The 25,836-nt window shown below is 35.9% G+C and carries 19 protein-coding genes; 7 read left to right on the top strand and 12 right to left on the bottom strand.

From position 1 onward, the window contains the following. Positions 1-100 precede the first annotated feature (100 nt). Positions 101-721, top strand: coding sequence for a GDSL-type esterase/lipase family protein (locus ACZLXV_RS05675; RefSeq protein WP_482382774.1), 621 nt, complete (start codon positions 101-103; stop codon positions 719-721). 4 nt (positions 722-725) lie between these two features. Here the strand turns inward: ACZLXV_RS05675 and ACZLXV_RS05670 are convergent, their stop codons facing one another. Both ACZLXV_RS05670 and ACZLXV_RS05665 read right to left on the bottom strand, forming a co-directional pair. Continuing rightward, complete coding sequence (locus ACZLXV_RS05670; protein ID WP_482382773.1) at positions 726-2,903, bottom strand: M56 family metallopeptidase; 2,178 nt, start codon at positions 2,901-2,903, stop codon at positions 726-728. Next, positions 2,900-3,883 (bottom strand): alpha/beta fold hydrolase, encoded by a 984-nt coding sequence (locus tag ACZLXV_RS05665; RefSeq protein ID WP_482382772.1) that lies wholly within the window; start codon positions 3,881-3,883, stop codon positions 2,900-2,902. The genes ACZLXV_RS05670 and ACZLXV_RS05665 overlap by 4 nt, the downstream gene beginning before the upstream one ends. A 153-nt stretch (positions 3,884-4,036) precedes the next feature. Between ACZLXV_RS05665 and ACZLXV_RS05660 the strand changes: the two genes are divergently transcribed. After that, positions 4,037-5,770, top strand: a complete 1,734-nt coding sequence (locus ACZLXV_RS05660; protein WP_482382771.1) for a methyl-accepting chemotaxis protein — start codon at positions 4,037-4,039, stop codon at positions 5,768-5,770. 63 nt (positions 5,771-5,833) lie between these two features. Here the strand turns inward: ACZLXV_RS05660 and ACZLXV_RS05655 are convergent, their stop codons facing one another. Both ACZLXV_RS05655 and ACZLXV_RS05650 read right to left on the bottom strand, forming a co-directional pair. After that, positions 5,834-6,124 (bottom strand): metal-sensing transcriptional repressor, encoded by a 291-nt coding sequence (locus ACZLXV_RS05655; RefSeq protein ID WP_482382770.1) that lies wholly within the window; start codon positions 6,122-6,124, stop codon positions 5,834-5,836. 126 nt (positions 6,125-6,250) lie between these two features. Continuing rightward, positions 6,251-6,997: an energy-coupling factor ABC transporter ATP-binding protein gene (locus tag ACZLXV_RS05650; RefSeq protein ID WP_482382797.1), complete on the bottom strand. Its 747-nt coding sequence runs from the start codon at positions 6,995-6,997 to the stop codon at positions 6,251-6,253. A 316-nt stretch (positions 6,998-7,313) separates the two neighbouring features. On the opposite strand from ACZLXV_RS05650, the gene ACZLXV_RS05645 reads away from it, so the two are divergent. Together ACZLXV_RS05645 and cbiQ are read left to right on the top strand one after the other, a co-directional pair. Further along, positions 7,314-8,354, top strand: coding sequence for an energy-coupling factor ABC transporter permease (locus ACZLXV_RS05645; protein WP_022223756.1), 1,041 nt, complete (start codon positions 7,314-7,316; stop codon positions 8,352-8,354). Between the two features lie 11 nt (positions 8,355-8,365). After that, complete coding sequence (gene cbiQ, locus ACZLXV_RS05640) at positions 8,366-9,139, top strand: cobalt ECF transporter T component CbiQ (RefSeq protein ID WP_482382769.1); 774 nt, start codon at positions 8,366-8,368, stop codon at positions 9,137-9,139. A gap of 130 nt (positions 9,140-9,269) precedes the next feature. On the opposite strand, the gene ACZLXV_RS05635 is transcribed toward cbiQ, so the two are convergent. The 7 genes from ACZLXV_RS05635 to ACZLXV_RS05605 all read right to left on the bottom strand — a co-directional run bounded on the left by ACZLXV_RS05635 (position 9,270) and on the right by ACZLXV_RS05605 (position 19,827). Further along, complete coding sequence (locus tag ACZLXV_RS05635) at positions 9,270-11,129, bottom strand: methyl-accepting chemotaxis protein (protein ID WP_482382768.1); 1,860 nt, start codon at positions 11,127-11,129, stop codon at positions 9,270-9,272. Positions 11,130-11,365: 236 nt separating this feature from the next. Then, complete coding sequence (locus ACZLXV_RS05630; protein WP_022223759.1) at positions 11,366-13,078, bottom strand: type 2 periplasmic-binding domain-containing protein; 1,713 nt, start codon at positions 13,076-13,078, stop codon at positions 11,366-11,368. A gap of 190 nt (positions 13,079-13,268) precedes the next feature. Continuing rightward, entirely contained in the window at positions 13,269-14,051 is a 783-nt protein-coding gene (locus ACZLXV_RS05625) for a YesL family protein (RefSeq protein ID WP_022223760.1), read from the bottom strand. Positions 14,052-14,186: 135 nt separating this feature from the next. Beyond that, positions 14,187-15,155, bottom strand: a complete 969-nt coding sequence (locus ACZLXV_RS05620) for a carbohydrate ABC transporter permease (protein ID WP_022223761.1) — start codon at positions 15,153-15,155, stop codon at positions 14,187-14,189. A 14-nt stretch (positions 15,156-15,169) separates the two neighbouring features. Next, positions 15,170-16,633: an ABC transporter permease subunit gene (locus ACZLXV_RS05615; protein WP_022223762.1), complete on the bottom strand. Its 1,464-nt coding sequence runs from the start codon at positions 16,631-16,633 to the stop codon at positions 15,170-15,172. Positions 16,634-16,942: 309 nt separating this feature from the next. After that, positions 16,943-17,824: a hypothetical protein gene (locus tag ACZLXV_RS05610; protein ID WP_482382767.1), complete on the bottom strand. Its 882-nt coding sequence runs from the start codon at positions 17,822-17,824 to the stop codon at positions 16,943-16,945. A 185-nt stretch (positions 17,825-18,009) separates the two neighbouring features. Beyond that, positions 18,010-19,827 carry a sensor histidine kinase gene (locus ACZLXV_RS05605; RefSeq protein WP_482382766.1) on the bottom strand — a complete coding sequence of 606 codons (1,818 nt, stop codon included), beginning with the start codon at positions 19,825-19,827 and terminating at the stop codon, positions 18,010-18,012. A 216-nt stretch (positions 19,828-20,043) separates the two neighbouring features. Here ACZLXV_RS05605 and ACZLXV_RS05600 point away from each other — a divergent pair, with 216 nt between their 5' ends. Continuing rightward, the gene (locus ACZLXV_RS05600) at positions 20,044-22,476 is read left to right on the top strand and encodes a fibronectin type III domain-containing protein (RefSeq protein ID WP_482382765.1); all 2,433 of its coding nucleotides are present in this window, start codon (positions 20,044-20,046) and stop codon (positions 22,474-22,476) included. Between the two features lie 132 nt (positions 22,477-22,608). On the opposite strand, the gene ACZLXV_RS05595 is transcribed toward ACZLXV_RS05600, so the two are convergent. Further along, positions 22,609-22,950 carry an Ig-like domain-containing domain gene (locus ACZLXV_RS05595; RefSeq protein ID WP_022223766.1) on the bottom strand — a complete coding sequence of 114 codons (342 nt, stop codon included), beginning with the start codon at positions 22,948-22,950 and terminating at the stop codon, positions 22,609-22,611. A gap of 214 nt (positions 22,951-23,164) precedes the next feature. Between ACZLXV_RS05595 and ACZLXV_RS05590 the strand changes: the two genes are divergently transcribed. Together ACZLXV_RS05590 and ACZLXV_RS05585 are read left to right on the top strand one after the other, a co-directional pair. Then, positions 23,165-23,755, top strand: coding sequence for a flavin reductase family protein (locus tag ACZLXV_RS05590; protein WP_022223767.1), 591 nt, complete (start codon positions 23,165-23,167; stop codon positions 23,753-23,755). Between the two features lie 42 nt (positions 23,756-23,797). Continuing rightward, positions 23,798-25,657, top strand: a complete 1,860-nt coding sequence (locus tag ACZLXV_RS05585) for an ATP-dependent nuclease (protein ID WP_482382764.1) — start codon at positions 23,798-23,800, stop codon at positions 25,655-25,657. Positions 25,658-25,836 lie beyond the last annotated feature (179 nt).

Raw genomic sequence — 25,836 nt, 5'->3', positions numbered from 1 at the left:
AAAGCATCCCTCATACATATAATCATATATATCCTATCAGATTAGTATGATAAGTATGAATTTAAATTTGATTTATTTAGTTGGAGGGTTATATATATATATGAAAGAGATATTATGCTTTGGAGATTCAAATACATATGGACTTATCCCGGGAACTACATCCCGCTTTGACCGTGATACACGCTGGACCGGTATACTCGAATCAGAACTTTTTTCAAAAGGTTATAAGATTGTCGAGGAGGGTTTGTGCGGCCGCACTACAATTTTTGAAGATGAACTTCGTGACAACAGACGTGGTGTAGATATGCTTCCGGCTCTTCTCGAATCACACAATCCTATCGATTATGTAATTCTTATGCTCGGAACAAACGATTGCAAAACTTACTACAACGCTTCTGCCGGACTTATCGGAAAAGGCATTGAAAAGCTTATTGCACAGATTAAAAGCTACAATTCAGAACTCAGTATACTGCTTATGTCTCCTATTGTTTTAGGTGATGAAGTCTGGAAGCCTGAGTATGACCCTGAATTTAACAAAACTTCCGTAAAGACTTCACATAAACTTAAAGATGTATATAAAAAAATAGCCAAAAAATACGGCTGCCATTTTCTAGCAGCCTCAGATGCCGCATCCTACAGTGACGATGATATGGAACATATGGATGCCATAGGCCACCGCCACCTTGCAGATGCAATATTAAATCTTGGTTTGTTTAACTGATAAATCAGTTTGTTTCAGTATTATCTCCGCTTTCATCACCGCCGGATGTACCGGTGCTTTGAGAATAGCTGAACTCATACGGATTTTCATTTTCAACATCATATTTATAACTGCCCTTAACAGTGACATTGTTTTTTGCATTAGCTGCAAATCCAATTTTAAGAATATCTTTATCTTTCTCCAGCAGCGTGTAAACGACAATGTCTTTTTTGCCAAATGTGATACTGTCTCCGTTGTAACGTTCAAAAACTTTGCTCAGGGTGCTGTTTCCATCCTCCTGTTTATAATACACGTCTTTAAGCTTTGTATCGAAAACTATGAATGTCTGTGATTTTGTACCGTTATATGTCAAAATTGCATATCTCTGTTCATCCTGCGTATCCTGAACCCATTTAATATCACAATAGTAGCCTTTTATATTCTTAAACGACTTACTTACGCCATCCGGCGTTATCTCCACTTTTTTGATTTCCTCCGAACCTGTACTGTCCTTTTGTGTAGTAACTCTTATAATCTCACGGTTAGAATCATTGTTTAATGAATGCGTAGTCTTTTCTGCATTATCAGAAGTATCAGCTTTTTTGTAGCTTTTTAACTCCTCCTTGCTAAGCTCTTTTTTTACAAATAACTTTTTATCTGTATCCCACACATAGAATATTTTGTTTCCTGCAATTTTGCTCTTTATAACACCTGTTGTATTCTCAGGAATTTTAAGCTCACAGGAATTAACCGAATTATCACTCTTTCCTGTAAGATAAATCGATTCTGATGCTCTGCGCAAATCATTTCCTTCTATATTCCAAAGATAGTATTCCTGCAGGCTCTTTATATTCTTTTCTTTTTTGTTCTTTGCTTTCTTTCCTAATGCCGCTTTCACGTTTTCGTCAGAAACCTCTATATCCTGTCCCACAGAAATCTCATTTATGCTGTCATTATTGTAATCTGATATATGTACCTCAAAATCTTTGTTAAAATGAAGCTTATTCTCTTCTCTCACAGAATACAAATTATCAAGGCTTTCCTCCGCAAGTTTATTTCCGCTGTTGTCCTCAAGCATTATACTAAAACGGCCATCATAACCGTTATCATTTTCAATTCCGTCCGTCATAACAATTTTTACAATTTTTTCAAGTCCGTCGGAACTTTTAACCGACGCTTTTGTCACAACCTTCTGATTATCATTTGAAAACAACGGTTCGCTTGTGGTGTTTGTCTGCGATTCATTTGCATTGCCATCCCACAAACCTCCGTTCCACAATATCTGAAGCGGCCTTACCATAAACCACCATATGAATATAAGCAGACACACTAAAATAACTATCTGCCTGTCCTTTTTTTTCACCTTTTGCTGATATAACATTTTTGATGCCCTGTCATCAAGGTAATTTTCCTGAAATGTTACCAGCGATGGATTTATGATTTTCTTTCCTTTATTCATGTTAATTATTTCCTGAGCGTACTCTGCACGCTTTTCCAAGCCAAAATAACTAATCGTGTCCTCGTCTGCCGCCATCTCAATATCCCTGCATATAAAATAATACGCAAGCCACATAAATGGGTTAAACCACTGAATTGACATAATGACAAATGCTGCTGCTCTCAAAACCCCATCATGCCTGCCGGCATGTATATCCATATGTTTAATTATGTACTTTGCCTCTGCCGCCTTCATCTCCTGCGGTATATATTTCTTCTGATTAAATATACCCGTCATAACAGGTATGTTTAATTTTTCACGCTGATATATATCACTCTCAAGCCTCTTCGCCCCGCTGTTAAGCCAGTTTCTTATGCGTGCCTGTTTCACAAATGTATATATACATATAAAAACGGCTCCTGCTGCCCATATAATACTGCAAAATCTAAAGTTTATGTTTACGGTAAACGGCTCGACAAAAACACTCTGCCATCCTTTTAAACTTCCGCCATTTGAAACAAACGAAAGTCCCATCGTCTCCATAAAAATATGCACTTTCCTGTTAAATGATGGAACAATCGCAAAGATGCTCGACAGCGATACGGGACATATGCTTCTCACCAGATAAAGCATCCACAAATACATAATAAATTTTTTTGGAATATTGATAACAATAAATCTTATAAACAATATCACCGGCAAAGCTGCCGCCGAAACAATGGCAAGCGAAAAAACAGTATAAAATAGACTATACAATATATTCAACCAAGATTTCCTCCTATTTGTTTATCTAAAAATTTCCATATAATATCATAATACCACTTTATTGTATTGTAATCAGAACCATAAATCTCATGTTTTGAATTTGGTATCTTAATAAGAATAACATTTTTATTCGCCTTTGCAAACTTATCCTGTCCCTTGTTGTCAACAACCATATCATTGTCTGCCTGCATCAAAAGTACAGGAATGTCAACCTTATGTGCATTTTTCTGCAGCTTTTTAACTGCATTCATCGCACCTACACTCCATCCGTAAGTTGCACCATTCATATGATACCTGTTATTTCTTTCACGTTTTTTAAAGATGTATTCATATCTTGCACCACAGGTGCAGCATCCAAAATCATCTTCTCTATCTCCGGTAAATGCCTTTTGACCAATGACGTATTTCTTTCCAACCGGAAACAATGCCGCATATGCCTTCAAAAACTTTACCAATAACTCAGGCATCCCGTTGTATCTCATTTTAAGCATAGGTGACGTTAATATTGCACAGTCAAACAAATGTGGATATTTCTCCAGTACCAGTGCTCCTATGGCACCTCCCATGGAATGTGCATATAAAATAATTTTTTTATCTTTCTCTGTTTCCTTTTTTACTATGTCATTTACAAAACCCGCAAAGTCACTCACATATTCATCAAAACTTTTAACATACACCTTTGATAAATCGTCCACGTCCCTGTCAGACTTGCCATGCCCTCTGTGCTCCGGTATATATACCGAATATCCCTTGCACAAAAAATAGTATATAACTTCCTCAAACTTTTCCGCAAATTCACAAAACCCGTGAGAAATAACTACAACCGCACGCTCATTCTCATTTATGAACTTCTCATAATAAAGTCTTTTTCCGTCATTTGTACCATAATAACCTGACTCCTTTATTTTTGAGAGCTTTGGCACAACTGTCTTTTCCATATCCTCAATAAATCTGCTGTCTTTTAGATACATATCGCACATAACAATCTCCATTCTAAAATTAAATTTCTCAAATCTCTGATTTTTAATGCATTAACATGTCTGAATAATACCATATTTATTCGTATTTGTGTATTTATTTAATCTTCATTTTGTTGTAAAATAAATATATTATGATTCGAAAGGAGAAAATTTATGAATTTTAAAAATATGAATGTAAAATTCAAAATCATGATGCCCGTCGCATTAATATCAATACTTCTTGTAATATCAAGTTTAACTTCTATAAGAATAGCAAATAATATGCTTAGTATAGGCCAAAAAATTTCCGGCAATTACTCGGCAAGCCTTACCCAGCTTGGTAAGATATCTGAAAAGTTTGAAAAATTAAATGGTACTATCTACAAGCACTGTATTGCTACAAACAGCGAGGCCAAAGAACAGCTTGTCACAGAATACGAAAACACCATAAATGAAATTTCAAAACTCATTGCTAATTTCAAGAAAAGACTTAATACCAGCAAAGAAACAGAGATTTTTAATAAATTTCAGGAAAATTACAATGCATATCTGACAGACTACAAAACAGCAATAAATGCCAGTGCATCAGGTCAGGGTACTATTGCTGCCCAGATGGCAAATGATACTCTTATAACACAATCTGCGAAGATTGAAGACAATATTACACAATTACAGAAATTAAATCGGGCTGCTATGGATAACGGTGTTCTTAAACAGACAAGTGTTTATAGAACAAGCCAGATCAGCGGTATAATATTGCTTATAGCCGGTTTAATTTTGGGGTTAAGCGTGATATATATATGTTACAAAGCCGTATGTCGTCCTGTTGCGCGCATGAACAAAGAACTCACTGACCTTATTGATGATATAAATTCCGGACACGGTGACCTTACAAAACGGGTTTATGTCGCAGGCAATGACGAAATCGGAGTTATCGGTATAAGCGTTAATCATTTTATAGAAACTTTACAGAACATTATGAAAAAAATCACCAACAACACAAATCAGCTTGAAAGTATTGTTGGTACGGTTACCGACAAAGTTGTTAAAGCAAACGACAACTCATGTGACATTTCAGCAGTTATGGAAGAGCTTTCATCATCAATGGAAGAAGTATCCGCAACCGTTATATCCGTAAATGACAATACAAACTCCGTTGATTCAAGCATTTCTGAACTTTCAGATGAATCTATAAAACTTTTTGACTATGTAAACGAAATGAAAGTTCGTGCAAATGAACTTGAAGAAACCGCTGTTAAAAACGGTGACAATGCAAATCAGATTATTAGCGAAATTGTAGAAAGTCTTGAAAATGCAATTGAAGAAAGTAAGAGCGTGGACAAAGTCAACGATCTCACAATGGATATATTAAACATCTCAAGCCAGACAAATCTTCTTGCATTAAATGCTTCCATTGAAGCAGCAAGAGCCGGAGACGCCGGAAAAGGATTTGCCGTAGTAGCTGATGAAATCCGCCAGCTTGCTGACTCGAGCAGAGAAGCGGCAAACAATATACAGAATATAAATGGAATGGTTATTGTTGCAGTCAAAGAATTAACCAAAAATTCAAATGAAATGATTGACTACATAAAAAACAATGTAATGGAAGACTATGTAGGCTTTGTAAAATCAGGACATCAGTACAGTGATGATGCAGAACACGTTTCTGAGATAGTCAGCAAATTTAATGATATGGCATCATCCATAAAATCGTCAATGTCAAATGTTGCAGAATCCCTCGATGGAATTTCATCTGCAATTGAAGAGAGTACAAACGGCATAACGACAGTTGCAACAAACACAACAGATTTGGTTGCAAGCATTGAAGACATCTCATCAGAAATGACAACAAATGAACAGATTTCAAATGAATTAAAAGATGAGGCAGACAAATTTGTCACACTATAATTTCATTATTTAAAATGGGAGATATTGAAATTTAGATAAAATTCAATATCTCCCATAATATTTTTACTTCATAAACTTATCTATTGCTTCCTCCAGCTGATGTATCGCTTCTTCATCATCATTTTTGGCAGCATAAACAATACAATGTTCTATATGATCTTTCAAAATAAGTTTTCCTGTGTTATTTATTGCTGATTTTACTGCTGAAAGCTGTATCAACACCTCTGTACAGTCTCTTCCATCCTCAACCATTCGTTTCACGGATTCCAAATGTCCAATTGCACGTGACAGCCTGTTTACAACAGCTTTAGTCTGTGTATGACTATGGCTATGACTGTGCTTTTTTTCATCCATATTTTGAACCTCACACATAGTATTCCTCCATATTTTTTCAAAAAACTATATTTATTATTTATCTCACCATAAATTTAAACAGTAACAGTATTTTCTCTATCCTTTATAATTACTTTCTGATATTTTTTAACTTCTCCATCTCGGCTGCTGCATACAAAGCGGAAGTTCCAGACCTGCATCCAAAAGCAATTGTTCATCAGTCAGAATTTCCTTTGCCTTTGCATCTTTCATTATTCTTCCATCCGCCATCAAAATAACCCTGTCACAAACTTCAAGCACCATATCAAGGTCATGTGAAGCGATTATTTTAAGCTGCTTTGTTTCCTTTAAAATATTTATAAGATTTCTTCTGTTCGCAGGGTCAAGTGCAATTGATGGCTCATCCATCAATATTATATCAGGCTCCATTCCAAGGATAGTAGCTATCGAGACCATCTTTTTCTCCCCGCCCGACATTTTATATATCTGTCTGCCACGCAGATATTCAATATGAATACTCTTTAGAGCATTCTCAACTCTTTTCTCTGTCTCACCCTCACTCAATCCATAATTTCTCGGTGCAAAAGCTATCTCATCATAAACATTTGACATAAAAAGCTGGCTTTCAGAATCCTGAAACACATATCCAATCTTCTCTCTTATTCCAGCTAGATTTTTTTTAGTGACAGGTATTCCCTCTATCTCTATATCACCATGAAATCCTAAATTCAGACCGACAAGAAGTTTTAGCAATGTCGATTTTCCGACACCGTTTGCACCAATAAGACCTATGTTTTCATCGCCGCATACACTCATTGAAATATTATTTAAAATATTTTTTCCCGCTTCATAACAAAAGCTGACATTTTTTATATTAACAGTTATATCATTTATCATTTTAATCCCCATTTCCTTATCTCCATCTTCATATTATTATGACAAAAAAATATCTTATTTTCAAGTTTAAAACCCTTCTCTAAACTTTTGCATTTCATGTGTCTGATTCTTATCATGTTTTCCAAACTTTCACTCTTTTACACAAATTATTCCAAAAAATATCCCCCTGGGAAGCTTCCGGACAGTATTATAATATGTTAATATAACACAATAAATGTATTATCAATAATAAAAAAAGTATCCGGACAACGATGTTCACAGTTCAGATGCTTTTTTTATTTATATTAAATTTTTATAGAATGGAGTGATTTATATGCATATGGCAGATGCCCTTGTCTCTGCAACAGTTGCCGGAACCATGTATGCACTTTCGGCAGGCGCAGCAGCTTATTCAGTAAAAAAAATTCGTCTTGAGAATGACGACAAAAAAATTCCTGTCATGGGAGTTATGGGTGCATTTATTTTTGCAGCCCAGATGATAAATTTCACAATTCCGGGTACAGGTTCAAGCGGGCACCTCTGTGGCGGCATGCTTTTGACAGCCTTATTAGGCCCTTACGCCGCTTTTTTAACACTCATCAGTGTTTTACTAATTCAATGTCTTTTCTTTGCTGACGGCGGTTTGCTGGCGTTTGGATGTAATGTATGGAATATGGCATTTTATGGATGCTTTCTCGGATATTTTCTCGTGTGGAAACCGATTATCAAAAAAGGCATAAACAAAGCAGGAATTATAACAGCCTCTATCCTCGGCTCAGTCATTTCTCTTCAATTCGGAGCATTTAGTGTATCAGTCGAAACAAAAATCTCAGGCATCACTGAACTGCCGTTTATGACATTTGTAAAAACAATGCAGCCGATACACCTTGCAATCGGACTTGTCGAGGGACTTATAACTGCCGCTGTACTTGTATTCATATACGAATCACGTCCTGAAATGCTTGGGACCAATAAAAACGAAAACTTTGTCACACACGAAACAAACACAGCATTGCCGCAAACAGACTTTACCAAAAAATTATCACTGAAAAAGATACTTACAATTTTATTCACAGTTACACTTGTAACAGGAGGAATTATTTCCCTCTTTGCTTCTTCACACCCTGACGGACTTGAATGGTCTATAGCAAAGCTTACAGGCTCAACTGACATTTCAGGAAACTCCGATAAAGTACATTCTGTATTTTCATCAATACAAAGCATGCTTTCGTTCCTGCCTGATTACGCTTTCAAAAATTCCGATACAGTGGGCGGCACATCATTTTCCGGTATAGCCGGTTCACTTATCGTACTAATTCTTTGCACAGTCATATGCCTTATAATCAGGTCTGTAAGCAGACACAAAAACAAATAGGAAAAATACAAATGACAAAAAGAAAACCGAAAGATAAAATCGGAAATACAATACATGAAATAACAAAAATTGACGAACTTGCAAGGCAGGACAAATTGATAAATAACATACACCCCTTAATTAAACTTATTATAACCATCGGATATATACTGCTTGTCATATCCACACCAAAATATAATGTAAGCAGGCTTGTTATAATGGCAGTTTATCCGGTGGCAATGTTTATTCTTGGAGATATAAATTTTAAGGACAGTATTAAACGCCTTAGAATAGTTCTGCCGCTTGTCTGTCTTATAGGAATATTAAATCCTTTTTTTGACAGACATGTACTCTTTCGCTCTAACGGCATTGAACTAACTCAAAATTTATCGCTATTTAAAAACCTTGCCATAACAGGCGGCATAATATCAATGCTTACTCTGGCATTAAAAGGTATACTAACCGTAATTGCATCATACATCCTCATCGCAACGACAACAATTGAAAAAATATGCTATGCTATGCGTCTTATAAAAATTCCATCTGTAATTGTAACACAGGTAATGCTCACCTACAGATATGTCACACTTCTGCTCTCTGAAGCAGGACGCATTACTCAAGCATATGCTTTGCGTGCGCCAAATCAAAAAGGTATAAATATTAAAAACTGGGGTTCACTTCTCGGTCATCTTCTGTTACGCACAATTGATCGTGCTGACGAAATTTACAATGCCATGCTTCTGCGTGGCTTCAATGGAGATTTTCCAAACCCCGAAGGCAAGAAAAACAGTAATAAAAAAATTTAAAAGTTCCAAAACTAAAAAAACTAAAATCACAAAATTTAGAACTAAAAACCCCCGCACTCTATAAAAGAAGCGGAGATTTTTAGTTAATTATCAATCCCATTTTTAATGGCAGGATTTAAAGAATTATTCATTAATTCTCGTACAACTTAAATTTCTTTATATAATTACTCATATCTGTAGACAGATTCTGTAAAGCTACTGCACTCTCACTGATTTCATTGATTGAAGAACCAATCTCCTGAACTGAAGCTGATGTTTCCTGTGTACTTGCGGCATTTTCTTCTGCAATTGCCGAAAGACTCTCGAGAACACTACTTACATTGTTCTTAGCACTATTGATTTTATCCACCTGAGCTGATATCGTCTCTGTAAGCTCAATAACCTTGTCTGTCTCTTCAGTAAGACCTTTAAAGGATTTTCTTGTATTACCAAGTCTGTCAACCTGAATAGCAACATCATTACTTACAGTTTCCATTCTCTTAACACTTATATTTGAATTGTCCAAAAGTTCTGAAACTATTCTTTCAATTTCATCAGCACTGTTCATACTGCTGTCAGAAAGACTTCTTATCTCATTCGCTACAACAGCAAATCCTTTTCCATGTTCACCGGCTCTTGCTGCTTCTATGGATGCATTAAGAGAAAGAAGACTTGTCTGGTCTGCAATTGACTGTATCAATTCAACTGCACTTCTGATAGCCTCTGCCGAAGTATGTGTTCTGAATGTCTCGTCTTTTAATGTTGCAATTTCTTCTGAAGTATTTTCGCTTATCTTAACAAGCTCCTTGAGCACTTTTGATGTCTCGTTGCTCATGTCTTTCATTTTTTCTACAGTTTCAGATAATATTCTCATAGAATCCGTACATGCATCTATATCATTGCCTATACTTATAACATTTTCATTTGCACGCTGTGTATCATCAGCCTGGCTTCCGGCACCATCTGCAATCCCCGTAACAGCCTGTTCAATACCGGATACGGTATCATCTACCTGTTCAATGCTGTTTTTCAAGGCAATCGATGCATCATCCAGATGATTTCCATTTTCCATAAGAGACTTTGCCATAGCAGCAAGTTCATCTTTCAAAATCAAAGCTGAGCTTGCAAGCATACCAATTTCATCATTTTGTTTCACAACCTTATGTACACTTATATCTCTATGTGCCAAATCAAGCTCTGCCATACGGTTCATTGAAAATACAACATCCTTTATAGGTCTTGCTATCCTTCTAGGAACCACAGTTCCTATGATTCCCATAATTATCAATATAATTATGAGTGCAATACCTGTTCTCGTATACACCTTATTTACAGGAGCATTTATTTCTGATTTATCGCAGCAAAGCACCAAAGTAAACGAATATGTACTGCTTACAAAATATACAGCATGCTTTTGTTCACCATTATAAGTATAGTCCAAAAATCCAGGGCTGACTTTCTCTTTCGCAACCATTTTATCAACTATATTCTGTACCTCAGAAATACCAATCTTTTCCCCAATCAGTTTTTCATTTGGATGCCATGCCACATTGCCACTTCCGTTTATAATATACATATAGCTGCTTTTTAAGCCATTGACCTTGACGGATGCCAATGAATTTCTCAATGTAATAGGTGTAAGAACTATATTGGCACCGCTTCTGTCAATCTGCTTATCAAATGACTGACCAAGTATGGTGGTAACATCTTTCATAGATGTACTTATATTCTGTTGCAGTGAGTTCTTTATATAAGGAATAATCAGCACCCCAACAAACAAAACTGTAATAAGGATACCCATATATACAAGCCCTGCTATTCTTACAACAATAGATTTATGCTTTGCAACTTCACCATTATGCTGATTTACTTTATCCTCATTTTTGCTTTTATCAGTATCTTGTATATTTTCGCTCTCAACAGATTTTTTTGTATTCAATTTTCGTTTGGTATTTTTTTTCTTAGTCCTTGTCTCTTTATTCTTTGACATAAAATCTAATTTTTTTTTCATACGTCCAACCTCCATTTAATACAATTCAGACTAACTATATATGATATTTTATAGCAAACTGCACAAAAATTCAATCATTTAAAACTGATATTTTAACTTTTCAGTAACAGTTCACACAATTTATTAAAGCCTAATTTACTCATAATAATAATGTTGTATCATAATCATATATATTAAAAAATCCCCCATGCCAAAGCACGGGGGAATAAACATTCATATAAGAAACAACTTTAATCCTAGTTGCTTAATGCCTTCTCTAATGAACGACGAGTTGCAGCTTCGTTCTCACACCACTTGAGACACTCATCATATCCATAAGCGGCTGTATCTTTCTTCATCTTCTGAACAAACTTGTTAAACTCTGCATCTGTCTTAGCATAAATAGCATTCCAAGAATTCTCTTTGATAGATGTTGTAACCTGTTTCCAAGTTGTCTTTAATTCATCATCCTTAGCACTTGCTGAATAAGATGTTGCAGGAGCAACTACATAATTTCCACCTTTTTCCATGTATTCGTTAAGGTTCTTGCAACCTGTCTTGTCAACCCAATCCTGCTGAATCTTGTATTCAGGAGTTGTAATGTTGCTCTTCCAGTTGTCACAGTTGTATGTTTCACCATTTGAATCAGGGTTGTCAGCATCATTAGCCCATGTATCAAATGCAGCCTGAATCTGTCCATCCTGGAATGAGCCCTTATGTTTCTCCATCTTTGTCTTTCCATCAGCATGAGTCTTCTTACCAAGTTCTGTAAAATATGTATTATGATCCTTGTCATAATCCCATGTCTCTCCCTTAGGACCATACTTGTATGTCATAAATCCTTCCGGAGTTGCAAAGTAGTTGATGATTTCCATACATAAGTCTGGGTACTCTGTCTTTGCACCGATTGTTGTGATACGGTCACCACCCTGTGTATTCATACCATAAACGATAGGCTTTGCTTCCTCAGGTTTCATACAATACATGTACTTGCCTGCTTTAAGATGTGCATCTGTATTGTATCCAAGTGAACCGGAATAGTTGAAGATTGAGAATAATACACCACCACTCTTAACCTTAGCACTCATCTGGTCGTATGTCTGTGTCATTGAGTCAGGATCTACAAGACCTGCACGATATAAGTCATTGTAGAACTTAAGCATCTGAAGATATGGTCCGTTCTCCTCGAGTGCATCATGGAATTTACCTGTCTGAGGATCATACAATCCAATACCCATCTCATCATAACCATAGTAAGCTGTAACTGTTGACTTAACATACATAACCATTCCGTCATCCCAGTCAGACCAAAGTGAAACAGCATATGTAGGATTTCCATTGTCATCCTTAGGGCAGATATCATGCATCTTGATAAGCATATTCTTAAATGCATCAAGGTCTTTAATCTTAGGATAACCTAACTTCTTATATAAGTCCCAACGAGTATCCCATGTATAGAAGAATGCATCATGGTTCTTACTGTTTGTTGCAACGCTGTGAGCAATACCGTATGTAGTATCTTTTGCACCGTTCGTGATAGTCTTTGTAAGACCACTGTTTTTCTTAAGGGCATCTGCCATATGCTTCTTAATGTATGGTCCGCAGTCTGTAAGAAGATCATCTTCATTCCAGTCAAGAAGAAGATCATTCTGAACAGCGTCAACATAATCTTTTGAATCACTACCCCAGATAACGATGTCACCAAGGTTTCCATTCTGTGCACGTGTCTGATATACACCATCTGCATCAGGAATAATATTCAGCTCAACATTGAACTTTTCTTTAAGTACATCTGCACCCCAGCCTGTCTGCATACCCTGTGTATTCGCCAACTGACTGTAGACATCTAATTTTATAACTCCATTTTTCTTTTTCGTACCACATCCTGTAAGCATTGATGTAGAACCAACAACCATACTGCCTGCAAGCAATACAGAAAGCATTTTTTTACTAAATGCAGCTTTTCTCATAATTTTCCTCTTTTCTGTGTTGTATATTAAAGTTCTACGGCATGTGCACAACACAACACAAACCATTACTATTTCCTATGTGTATATTTTACAATTTAACAAAAAAATGTGCAATATTTTTAAGCACTTTTATTACCCTCACTTTTTTTGAAGATATATCCTATAATTTCTACATTTTTTATTTTTTTAATTACTTTTTATTTTCTTCTGCTTTTTTGGCAAGCTTTTCATAGTCAATATTTTCATAATCGGATAAATCAGCTTCAGCTTCTTCATCGTCACTTTCCTCACCGTTGTTATCTCTTTCAATCTGCAGGAATATCGGCTTTGCCATTCCGCTTATTGTAAGAATAACACATACCGGACCTATTATTATTCCAATAAACTGTGTTGTCCCCGACCACATGAATAATAAAATTTCAAAGGCAACAACCAAAAATATCAATATTGTTTTCTTGAAATATCTAAGTGATATTGTAAATGAATTTTTCAAAGTATTTACAACCGTATTCTCATATCTTCCCATAAGAGCATACGAATATACATAATGTGTAAACAGTAAAAACAATCCAAGAACAAACACTATCAAAAACATAATATTTGAATCTTTGACATTATTATAAAGCTGGAAATCAAGATACAATGCATATACTGCAAATGTCTGTATCATACCTGCTATACCGCCTTTAAAAAAACTTGTCTTAAACTCTTTGAAAAAAGGTTTTAATATATAACCTTCCTCATCATCTACCATCTTTAATGTTATTGAAAATGCGGCTACCGATGCGGCTCCCATCGTAAAGGCTCCGATTATTCCACATGGAATCCAGAACAATCCCAGCCACTTAGGAATTGTAAGAGCAAGTAACAGTGGCAGACTGCAGAAGAGCCATAAAAAATTAAGAACAAGCACATCTACAAGTCTCGTGCCAAATTTGTACAATGGACTTTCAAAGAAACCATTTTTAAACATACTATAATTTATCCTCCTATCTGACTATAAATTTTGCTTATATTTTTTAATGGGTGACCGCTTACGCAATCACCCATTTATAAAAACCATAATCAGATTATCAAATTTTGATATAAAATGCAATATATTGTAATATCAACCCTTAACTGCACCAAGCATGATACCTTTCTCGAAATATCTCTGCATGAACGGATATACACAAAGGATAGGAATAACTGATACCATTGAAATAGTATACTTAATAACCTTTGTATTCATAGCCTGTTCAATCGCAGACTTAGCAGTTGAAGAATCTGCACCGTTCATCAATGCTCCGAGGTTTGATGACTGATTCAGGTAAATGTAAAGTCTGTGCTGTAATGTAAAGAGATTAGCATTACCTGACATAAGGATAAGGGAATCCTGGAATGAATTCCAATGTCCTACTGCACCGAAAATAGCGATTGTTGCAAGGATTGGTTTACTAAGAGGCCATATAAGCTTTCTAAATACCATCATATATGAAGCACCGTCAATAAATGCACTTTCCTCAAGTTCTGCCGGTATTGACTCTATGTATGTCTTTACCAGGATAATATTATACGGAGCTACGATAGCAGGGATAATATATGCTGAGTAATGGTTTGTCATACCAAGCATTGCAAAATTCATGTACCATGGAATAAGTCCTGCATTAAAGTACATTGTGATAACAAGGAAACGATACCAGAAACTTCTGTGCCACATCTCCTGCTTTGTAACAATATAACCGATAAATGCTGAAGCAACTACCATAAGTGCAGTACCAAGAATAGTTCTTGATACAGAAACAATAAATGCTGAACCAAGGTCTCCTACATCTTTAAGTGCAAGATAATTCTGGATATTGAATCCTTTTGGCCAGAAGTTTACGATACCTCGCTGTACATAATCGTTTCTTGATACTGTATTTACAAACAGATACCAGAACGGGAATATACATGTTATTGTAAACAATGTAAAGAACAAATAGTTGCAAATATTAAATACTATATCACCAGGTGTAAGACGATATTTTCTTTTATGCTTCTTTTCGTATTCTCTTTCTCTTTTAGCATCTTCTTTTTCCTGTTTTGTCATTGCCATATCGTACTCACCTCCTATATAATACTCTCACCACGAAGCAGCTTAGATGCTCCATTGGCAGCAAACAACAATACTACGGATATGACTGATTTAAACATACCTACAACCGTTGACAACGGAATACTTCCACTGCTTCCCATACCTAACTGGTATACATAAAGATCAAGTACTCTAAGTGACTGTGCATTCTGTGCTGTTGAGAAACAGAGATACTGATCAAGACCATTTGTAAGGATGTTTGCAATTGACATAAGTAAAAGTACGAAGAATGTTGGTAAAAGTCCCGGAAGTGTTACATGCCACATCTTCTGGAATCTTCCTGCTCCATCAACCGTTGCCGCCTCGTAAAGACTCTGGTCAATTCCTGAAATACCGGCTATATAGATGATAGCAGACCATCCGACACCCTTCCATGTGCCCCAGCCCCACATCTTAAGCCACATATGTGAGTTACCAAGCAGGTAGTTATGACCTTTTGCATCAGCTGCAAGCATACCAAACTCTTTCATAAATGTATTGATAAATCCGTCTGTAGAGAAAATGGCAATAGCGATAGCATATACAAGTACCCAGCTTATGAAGTTAGGAATTGTTGTAAATGTCTGTACAAATCTACGGAATCTTAAACTCTTGATTTCACAAAGGAATACAGCGAACATCATCGGCACCCAGCTTGTAAGTACGTTTAAAGCACTAAGACCAAGTGTGTTTTTCATAACATTTAAAAGGTCACGTCTTGTAGCTGCATTCTTGAATAAATATGTAAACCACTTAAATCCTACAAAATTGCTCATTGATAAAGTTCCACCGGCTTTGTAATCGAAGAATGCATATCTCCAGCCCCAAAGTGGTAAGTAACAGAATACGAATGCAAGTGCTGCAAATGGAAGGAACATAAGAAAAAGCTTATATTTTGATTCCATTTCATACTTATCTGCCTTGTCTGCCTTAGGCAGTCCAAGCATAAGAACAAGCGTTGTAATAAGCATAAGAACTGCAAACACTATGTATAAAACCATTCCGCTCGGAAATACAGGTTTTACTCTTCTTATATTCTCACTGTTCTGAACCATATTATAGCTTACATAACAAAGAACAATACCTGCTATCTGAACTACCGAACCTGCAAGTGAAAAAACAAGTCCAAATCTCTGTAATTTGAGATTTCCTAATGACATACATCCACCTGCAATAGCAAGTGCTATACCCACTATCAATAAAAGTGAACCTATAAATACAATAACAAATACACTTTCATCAACCCATCCCATACGCAATGCCCTGCTCGCACCATCAGTAAGACTTGAATATGAGACACCAGATGTAAATAATGAAATAGTTCCATCAATCAGTTTAGTAACTCTCGATGGACTAAATGCTGGAAAGAATGCTGCGACTATAGCTAATATTATAACTAATCTCTGCATCACAAAGACATAGTCTAACGCACCTCTCCTTTCTTTTTTTTCTTCTTTCATAATGACCTCCTAAATCATAATTGGATAATCTTTCGGTTGTTAAAACCTTTATATTTTATTTCACCTTCTTCTTGTGATAATTATATAAATTTAAGCTTTAAAATACTACCACAAATTATTGACCGAAAATACATTTATTTTTCATACAACTTTAACATTAATTAATAATGTGCATGCAAAATTTATTTTTAATACATATTTTTTTACATAAGCGAAAAGACTGCCATGCCCAAAAGCACGACAGTCTTTTTATTTAAACATTTATTATCTTTTTTCAATAAACAACTGAATAGTCAATTTATCTTTTTATTAGTTTTTCTTTTTCTTAACGTATACTACAACACCTGCTACAACAACCACTGCAATAACAACTACTACTGCTACAGTTCCTGCTGATGAACCTGAACCTGAATCAGTGCTGCTTGTGCTTGTTGTTCCTGAACTTGAAGTCGAAGCACTGCTTGTATCTGCTGCTGCCGGAGTAGCCTCAACTGCATCAGGGTTGTCATTGTTAAATCCGCTGATTGTAAATGTGATTGTAATGCTGTCCTTCGGTGTTAAGATTGATGGATTTTCGTATCCTTCATTCTGATATGTATTTACACAATCAAACTGATAAAGTTTAAGAAGCTTTGTATCCTCATTTATATATGGGTCTCCTGAGAATGCTTCTTTTCCGTCAATTGACAACTTTACATCAGTAACTTTAACTGTTCCATCCTCTACTGCACTAAGAGGAATATCTGTTGATGCATAGATAAGTGAAATAACATTGTTTGTTCCGTCTACATCAGGAAGTGCACCGTTGAGTCCTGTTACACCGATAGTGTATGTTCCGTTTCCTGTGATTTCTGCATCAGTAACAGTAGTTCCCTCGAGCTGCTCTACACCATTGTCTCCTGATTTAAGTAATCCGTTATAATCTAAATCCTTAATATCTGAACCGTCACGTCCTGTTGTTGGGTTGAACCATGCATCACGGAAAATCCATGTAGTTGTCTGCTGGAAACCTAAGTATGCGTGATATGTTCCATCCGGATCAAATTTTGCCTTTCCAGCTTTTATTCCTGCCTTTGTAGACTGTGGCTTTGTTGCCGCATCTGCTGCATTAGGTACCGCACTTACAGTAAGTGCCATTGCAAGAGCGCATCCTGCGATAGCTGCTGAAATTTTTCTTAAAGATTTTCTCATATTAAATCTTCCTCCTATACTTTACTTTTAATATCCGACGGCGATTTCAATTAAAAACAGACTTCGCCGACTTACCAATACTTTATCTTAATTCTAGGGGTAAACATTGTAAAATAAAACCATATTTTTTTGACATATTTACCCTTAGAATTAGTTAATATATTTATTTAATTTTTTAATACAATCTACTCATCCACAAAAATCAACGGCATACGAATTGTTATCTTTGTTCCGGCGTTCTTTTTGCTGTCAACCGTAATTCCATACTGCTCACCATATTGAAGTTTAAGTCTCTGATTTACGTTACTTACTCCTATATGACCTTTTTCTGCTGCCTCTCCAGAATTTATGGCATATCTTAGTTTTCCAAGTTCATAGTAGTCCATTCCAACACCATCATCCTCAACATTGACAATTATAACGCCCATATCTCTGCTCACATGAACCGTAAGATTTCCCCCATCTTCACTTGATTCAAGTCCGTGAACAAATGCATTTTCAACAAACGGCTGGATTATAAGCGGAAGTACCTTCGCATCCATCTCGACATTTTCATCAACGATTACCTGCGAATGTATTCTGTCTCCAAATCTGTAATTTTGAATTTTAAGATAATATTCAATAAGCTGGACTTCAGATTTAAGTGTAACTTTTTTATCACTGACCTGAATATTTCTTCTCATTATTTTGGCAAGCATCTTTACAAGTTCTTCTATCTCAGGTTCTTTATTTATCTTTGCCTTCATCCTTATTGTTTCAAGGGTATTATATAAGAAATGAGGATTTATCTGGCTTGCAAGCATCTTAAATTCCACCTCACGCTGTTTTGTGTGAATTTTTTCTTTCTGAACCTGCTCATCAACAACTTTCTGCATAAGCGCCTTGTTGTCATCCATCATTTTTTCCAATTCTTTGTATAACTCGGCAATTTCATCCTCTCCTGAGATTTCAGTAACCTTATCATATTCACCTATCGCAACATAATGCATCTGCTTTCTCAGAAGTTCCATTCTGTTTGCATACATTTTTGAGAAAACAAGAATCAGAATTACCGATGCAAAAAGTCCCGCTATAACTGCCGTATAACTCTTCAGACTGTTCATATATAAATTCGAAGTAAGGTCCTGATACCTCTCAATTGTTGCAAATGTATAATGAGGCGAATTTTCACCTTCAAGCCTGTTAACCATCGGATAAATTTTGTTATATACAAGCAGATAATCCTCAACAACCTCGGTAATTCTTCCTGCAAATACATGATTTTTCATTTTTTTCAATTTTCTTGAGAGAAACGGTGTATCCGCCTCCATTGAAAAATTTGTGTAAATCGTATCTGTATCGTTAAATAAAAGTATAGTATGCATTGAACGCTCAGTAATTGTATTCACGATAAAATCATTTTGAAGCTGCACACAAAGTATACCGACAATAGTTCCATAATCATTCTTTATCGCCCTTGTAACCTGCATATGATTCTGCTTTGTTGTCCTGCATCTTCCATAATTCCAGCACGCCTCTCCATCCCTCTCTATTGTAGGTTTGTACCAGCTTTCCGACTTGACGGCATCTCCAAGATAAAAGAAATACTTGTTTGCACTTATAGGTTTATTATCCACAAATATTTTTATATCTGATATTTCTCTTTTATAATAATTAAGATATCTGTCTATTATACCAAGTTTTTCATTACAGTCATCCTCAAATTCCGATATACTTTTGTATTTCTCTCCTGTAATTTCGTTCACTTCATAATTTCCATACAACTCATCACAAACATCCAGTGCAACAGTCATAGCATCCCTAATCTGATTTTTGACAATTTCCATTTCACTTTTCTGTGTGTTTTTATTCAGACTTATCATGTTTGCCTGATTTTTGGCATTTGTATACAAGCTTGCACTTATAAACGGAATCATCCCGCCAACAACATATATAAGTATCATCCTGTGATGTAATCTTAATCCGCCCTTTATTTTGTTTCTGACTCTATCAAATATTTTCATCTGTCTATCCTTTACCGTTTTTATGACCTAATATTGTCACTTTTTTACATTATAGTAATTCAGAAAAATATGTGCGTCAAGATTTGCTTTTCTAATATATTTATATTATGATGCAATTGTCAAAAGCAATGTAGCAATCCGTGGCATCAGCAGAGATAATGATAAGTATAATTGGGAAATATCCGATAATCATACATCGGAAGAATGGAGAGTTAAATGTTTAAAAAAAATAAATTTTTGATATTCTTTGAAATCGTATGTGCTGTTTCAATATGTCTTTTTGCTGCCAGAATATTAAAAACCAAGGCAGCTTCGGTTTACAGCACTTCCTTGTCATTTTTTTCGGATGACAATAGCGCCCCGGAACCATCTGCAACACCCGAATTTAACGGTATGGTAACTTCGTCCCACACAACTGCTGCCACCTCGTCAGCAATAACAATTGAATGGGACTCCGTAGAAGATGCTGATGGATACAGTCTTGCACTTACATACAACAATCAGACAACAACACTTGATACGGAGGACACTTCCTATGAAATAAAAGAACTCAGTCCAGCGACAATTGTCACATACAACTTGACATGTTACAAGAAAAATATACTCGGACAAAAACAGTACGGAACTATCTCACAGGAATTTAAGACCTGCTCATCAGTCACAAAAGTCACAGGTATTGCTTTAGCTGACAAACTGACGGCTGCTGACGGCAACGGCCAAATCACTTTGGTCTGGGATACTCTCGGCAACGCATCGTATAAGGTATATTATAAACCAAAAGAAAATTCCAAGTTTGTACTTTCCGGTCTGTCATCATCAAATTCATACACTGTCACAGGACTTAATGCCTCTACCTACTACGATTTTTACGTTCAGGCTTATTGTCTTACGGAAGAAAATACCGGTGACGCATCAAATATTATTTCTGACGCAACGCTCCCTTCCATCGTTTCGGATTTCAAATCCGAGGTAGAGACAGAAACCCAGATTGAACTCTCATGGACTGAGAATGCAAGCGGAAATTATTACAACTTATACAGAAGCGTAAACGACGGTCCGTATGAACTTCTCTTACAGACAACAGAAACTTCATACATTGACCTTAATCTTGACCCCGGTACCGTATGTTCATATCAGATTACAAGTGTCAGTGAAAATACCGGACTTGAAAGTGAAAGAACAGGTGTACTCCGCTGCGCTTCAAGACCAACTGCTGCCAGCGGCGTTGCCATAAGTGAGGGAACAGCAGAGTCCATATCTATTACATGGGAAGAAAATAATACCGCTACCGGTTACCTTATATATAGAAAGAAGGGCTCAGGTTCATATGTCTACCTTGCAAGCACAACCTCTCTTTCATATACGGATACAGGGCTTGACTCAGGTACCAATTACCGCTACAAACTGCTTACATATACAGACACTGCAAACCACCCTGCACTCAGCTATTCAAATGAAGCAAAAACTTCTACTCTGCCTGCAAAACTGACAGTTACGGGCAAAGCAGGCTTTGGAAAAGTAAGACTTTCGTGGACTGCAACAACCGGTGCACAGGGCTATTACATATATCAGTTTATTGACGGCAATTATCAGCTCATTGACACCCTTGAGGGAAAATCAAATGTTTCAAAGACATATGAAAACATGACTGTAGGCACTTCATATATCTACAGTGTGTCAGCCTACAGAACTGCTTTTTCCCAAAGCTTTACCGGTGAAAACTCAGAACAGGTAACAGTAAAACCTGTAAAAACAAAAAAGACTACTACAGTTCCAAGTTACTACAAAACAAAAAAGACTTTGCTTAACAGTGCTGCATGGTCTAAAGTAGCTTCGGTGAAAAAATATGCAAATTACAATAAATGCGTAACAATCCCCGGAATAAAATCTACAAATGTCGGCGGATTTGAAAGCACAAAAATGTGTCCTCAGGGAATAACTTTTGCAAAGAAATATCTGCTCATAACCGCCTATGACACATATTCTGAGGAAAAATCCGTCATTTACATAATGGATAAATATACGAGAAAACTTCTTTCCGTTGCCGTACTTCCAAACAAAACCCACGCCGGCGGTATATGTTTTGACGGCAGCACTGTATGGGTGACAAACGGTAAAAAAATAAGCGGCGTAGCCTTTTCCGATATAAATCAGGCTGCCACTAAGAAAATGACCTACAAAGAAGTTACTTACGCAAAAACTTTTACAACCAATTATACCTGCTCATTTTTGACATATTACAAAAACCTTATATGGACAGGAGATTTTCAGTATACAAAAAACGGAACATTGAGAAGTTACTCAATTGTAAATCCAAATTCCGACACAAGTTCATTAAAAGAAAAATCAAGCGTAACTATTCCTGCTGCCGTTCAGGGACTGACATTTGCAACCGGAGGTAAACTTGTCCTTTCAAGAGCATACGGTTACACAAATGAGCTTAATATTTACAAACCGGCAAAAACCGGCACTGCTTCAATGAAGCTTGGCAAAAAGCTCAAAACCGTTATCACACCGGCACTCAACGAGGGAATAGCCATAAATGCAACTTATCTATATGTAAACTTTGAATCTGCACTTCCGGGTTCACTTGCCCTAAATCATATGGATAGAGTTGTTGCATTCAAACTAAAATCAATATTAAAATGATGCAAGAGTCAAAAGACATTTTGACCCCAACATCATTAAAACAAAAGGAAAGCATGTCCAATCAATGAACTGCTTTCCTTTTATTTTCTTTTTCAATTTTATCCATATACATGAGAAATATGTAACTGCCTGTCAATCTATCTTAAACTGAACCTGTATAGGTTTCTTGAGTGGTTTTCCGTTGAGAGATTTTACATTTGTCGTAATATTTAAAATATACGATTCATTCTGTGCATACGCCTCCATCGGTTCAATCTCAATCTCATTTTCAAGAGAATTATATCTGATTGCAGTCTTTAAAGGTGCAAGATTTAATGATGTAACATATAAGTTCACATTGTTTACAGTCTTTGGGTCAAGCGGAACATTAAACTTTATCTTCCACACAAAATTTCCTGTCTTAAACTTCAAGTTCTGCTTTACCTTATCTTCCATACCCTCACTCATAGATTCAAATTCCAAATAGTTAGCCATACCTTTTTCCCCTGCCTTTCACTACTGCTTCTGTGCTGTCTTTCTTACCGTAAGTGCTAAGAGCAATCCGCTGACTTAATTCTATCACAATATTTTTTATTTGAATAGTGTTTTTAAAGATAAGATTTGTTATACTGTCTATATAACAAGCTGCCGCTTACACTTGCAATACAGCCGGCAGCTTCACGAAAAATTAACTGAAAGGATATATACAATGAGCAAAACCAGTTTTAAACCGGGCAACATGATATACCCGTTACCTGCCGTCATGGTTTCATGCGGCGACATAGACAGTGATTCCAATATACTCACTGTTGCGTGGACAGGTACTATTTGTACCAATCCTCCAATGGCTTACATATCCGTCCGACCCGAACGTCATTCATACGACATGATTAAAAATTCAGGCGAATTTGTGATAAATCTCACAAACGAACAGCTTATCAAGGCAACAGATTTCTGCGGTGTACGCTCAGGCAGAGATGTTGACAAATGGAAAGAGTGCAGGCTCACAAAGGCAAAAGCCGACACCGTAAAATGTCCGCTTATAGATGAAGCTCCCGTAAACATTGAATGTAAAGTAAAAGAAATAAGAGAGCTCGGCTCACATCATATGTTTATTGCAGATGTCACCGCCGTTCATGCCGATGACAAATACATGGACGCAAACAATTCATTTCATCTGAATGATTCAAATCTGCTTGCTTACTCACATGGCGCATACTTTGAACTTGGCAGACAACTTGGAACATTCGGTTATTCCGTTCGCAAAAAAAAGACAGACAGAAAAAAGAAGCACAAATAAATTTTTTAAACATAAATTATTATACAAAGAGAGGGTGTCTGTATGAAAATTATTTATATTAAAATAAAGAATTACAAATCAATTCGTGAACTTGAAATTAACGATATTGAAAACGCACTTATATTAGTAGGAAAAAATAATACAGGAAAAACATCCGTAATTGATGCTCTACTTTTAGCATCGGATTTAAAACCTGCTCCTGCCCATGAATTTCTCGACATCGCAAAACCGATTGATATTTCAATTCAGATTGAATTTACGGAAGAGGATTTAAATTATTATTATTCAAGAGGAATACTATGCAAATCAAACAGCTTTGAAAAATGGTTTGAAGAATTTAAAGAACGTATTCCGTCATATAAAGACGGCATCGTATCTTTTACTTTCCATAACAACCCAAACGGAACAACAAGATATAATGACGGATTTAACAAACATAATCCCGACATTGAAAAAATAATTCCAAAAATTTATCACATAGACCAGACACGCAATTTAGAAGCATTACAAAATGACGTTTTTAGTTTTTATGATAAAGAATCTTTTCAAAAATTAAAAGAAAATGAATGTACTTTTGACCCAAAGCGAAAATGCAACCGCTGTTTCCAGTGTATAGGACTTATAAATAAAAAGACTCCTGAAGAACTCACTCTTTTTGAAACTGTCCGTCTGCTCCAGTTCAAACTTTTCCATACAAACCTGCGTGAATTTGAGCGCAAAGTAAACGAACATTTTCATATAAACGGAAGTCCTTCGCAGGAAATACGATATGAATTAAATTATAATATCTATAACCTGTTGAAAGTAGACACTAAAGTCTACAATAAAGAAAGAGACAAAATTATCGGCTCGCTAAATGTTCTCGGTGAGGGACTTAAAAGTATTTATACGCTTTCACTTCTCGAAGCCTATATTGATGAAAAAAATACTCTCCCTTGCATTATACTTATGGAGGACCCTGAAATATACCTTCATCCACAGCTTCAAAAGGTGGCAAGTGAGATACTTTACAACCTTTCAAAAAAGAATCAGGTTGTATTTTCAACCCATTCTCCTAACCTTATATTTAACTTCTCTACAAAACAGATACGTGAAGTAATCTTAAATGAAGAATACTATACCGACATACGCCAAAACACAGATATTGACATGATACTCAATGACCTTGGCTACACTGCAAATGACCTTATGAACGTAAGCTTTGTATTTATTGTCGAGGGGAAACAAGACAGCAACCGTCTTCCTCTGTTGCTGAAAAAATATTATTCTGAAATTTATGACGAAAACGGACAATTACAGCGAATTACAATTATTCCGACAAACAGCTGCACAAATATCAAAACTTACGCAAACCTTAAATATATAAACAAACTGTATCTTAAAGACCAGTTTCTTATGATACGTGACAGTGACGGAAAAAATCCAAAATATCTCAAAAAGCAGCTCTGCAGTTACTATACACAGCGCTCAAAAGAGGATATTGGAAATCTGCCAAAAGTAGAGCCAAAAAATGTACTTATATTAAAATATTATTCTTTTGAAAATTATTTCCTTGACCCAAAAATCATGGCAAAAATAGGTGTCATAAAATCAGAAGAAGATTTTTATAATATACTCTACAAAAAATTCAAAGACTATCTTTATAAACTTACAAGCGTCAAGAAAATGCAGCGTGTAATCGGCAAACGCATAAAGACAAAACAGGATATAAAAGATAATATTGAAAACATTAAAATTTATGTACGCGGCCACAACCTTTTTGACATCTTCTACGGCAGATATCACGGAACTGCCGAACAGGAAATACTGCAGCAATACATTGACATTGCACCACGCGATACTTTCAAAGACATTTTCGATGCAATAGATGCTTTCGTATATTTTGAAAATCGCAGAAAATAATAAAACGATATTCAGCTTAAATTTTTCTTAATAATTTTTAGGTTGACATAACTGTACATTTGACTATAATAGTTTTATGTGTTGAAGTCTGCCTATGTCTGCGTAATGCACTTATTTTTCAGCACTATACGGACATAGTTTTACATATGCACAACACATGTTCTTATTTACAGACATGT

The organism is Butyribacter sp., from assembly GCF_056818865.1.
Note: the sequence above shows the minus strand (reverse complement) of the source record. Positions and strands in the feature narration are given on the sequence as shown.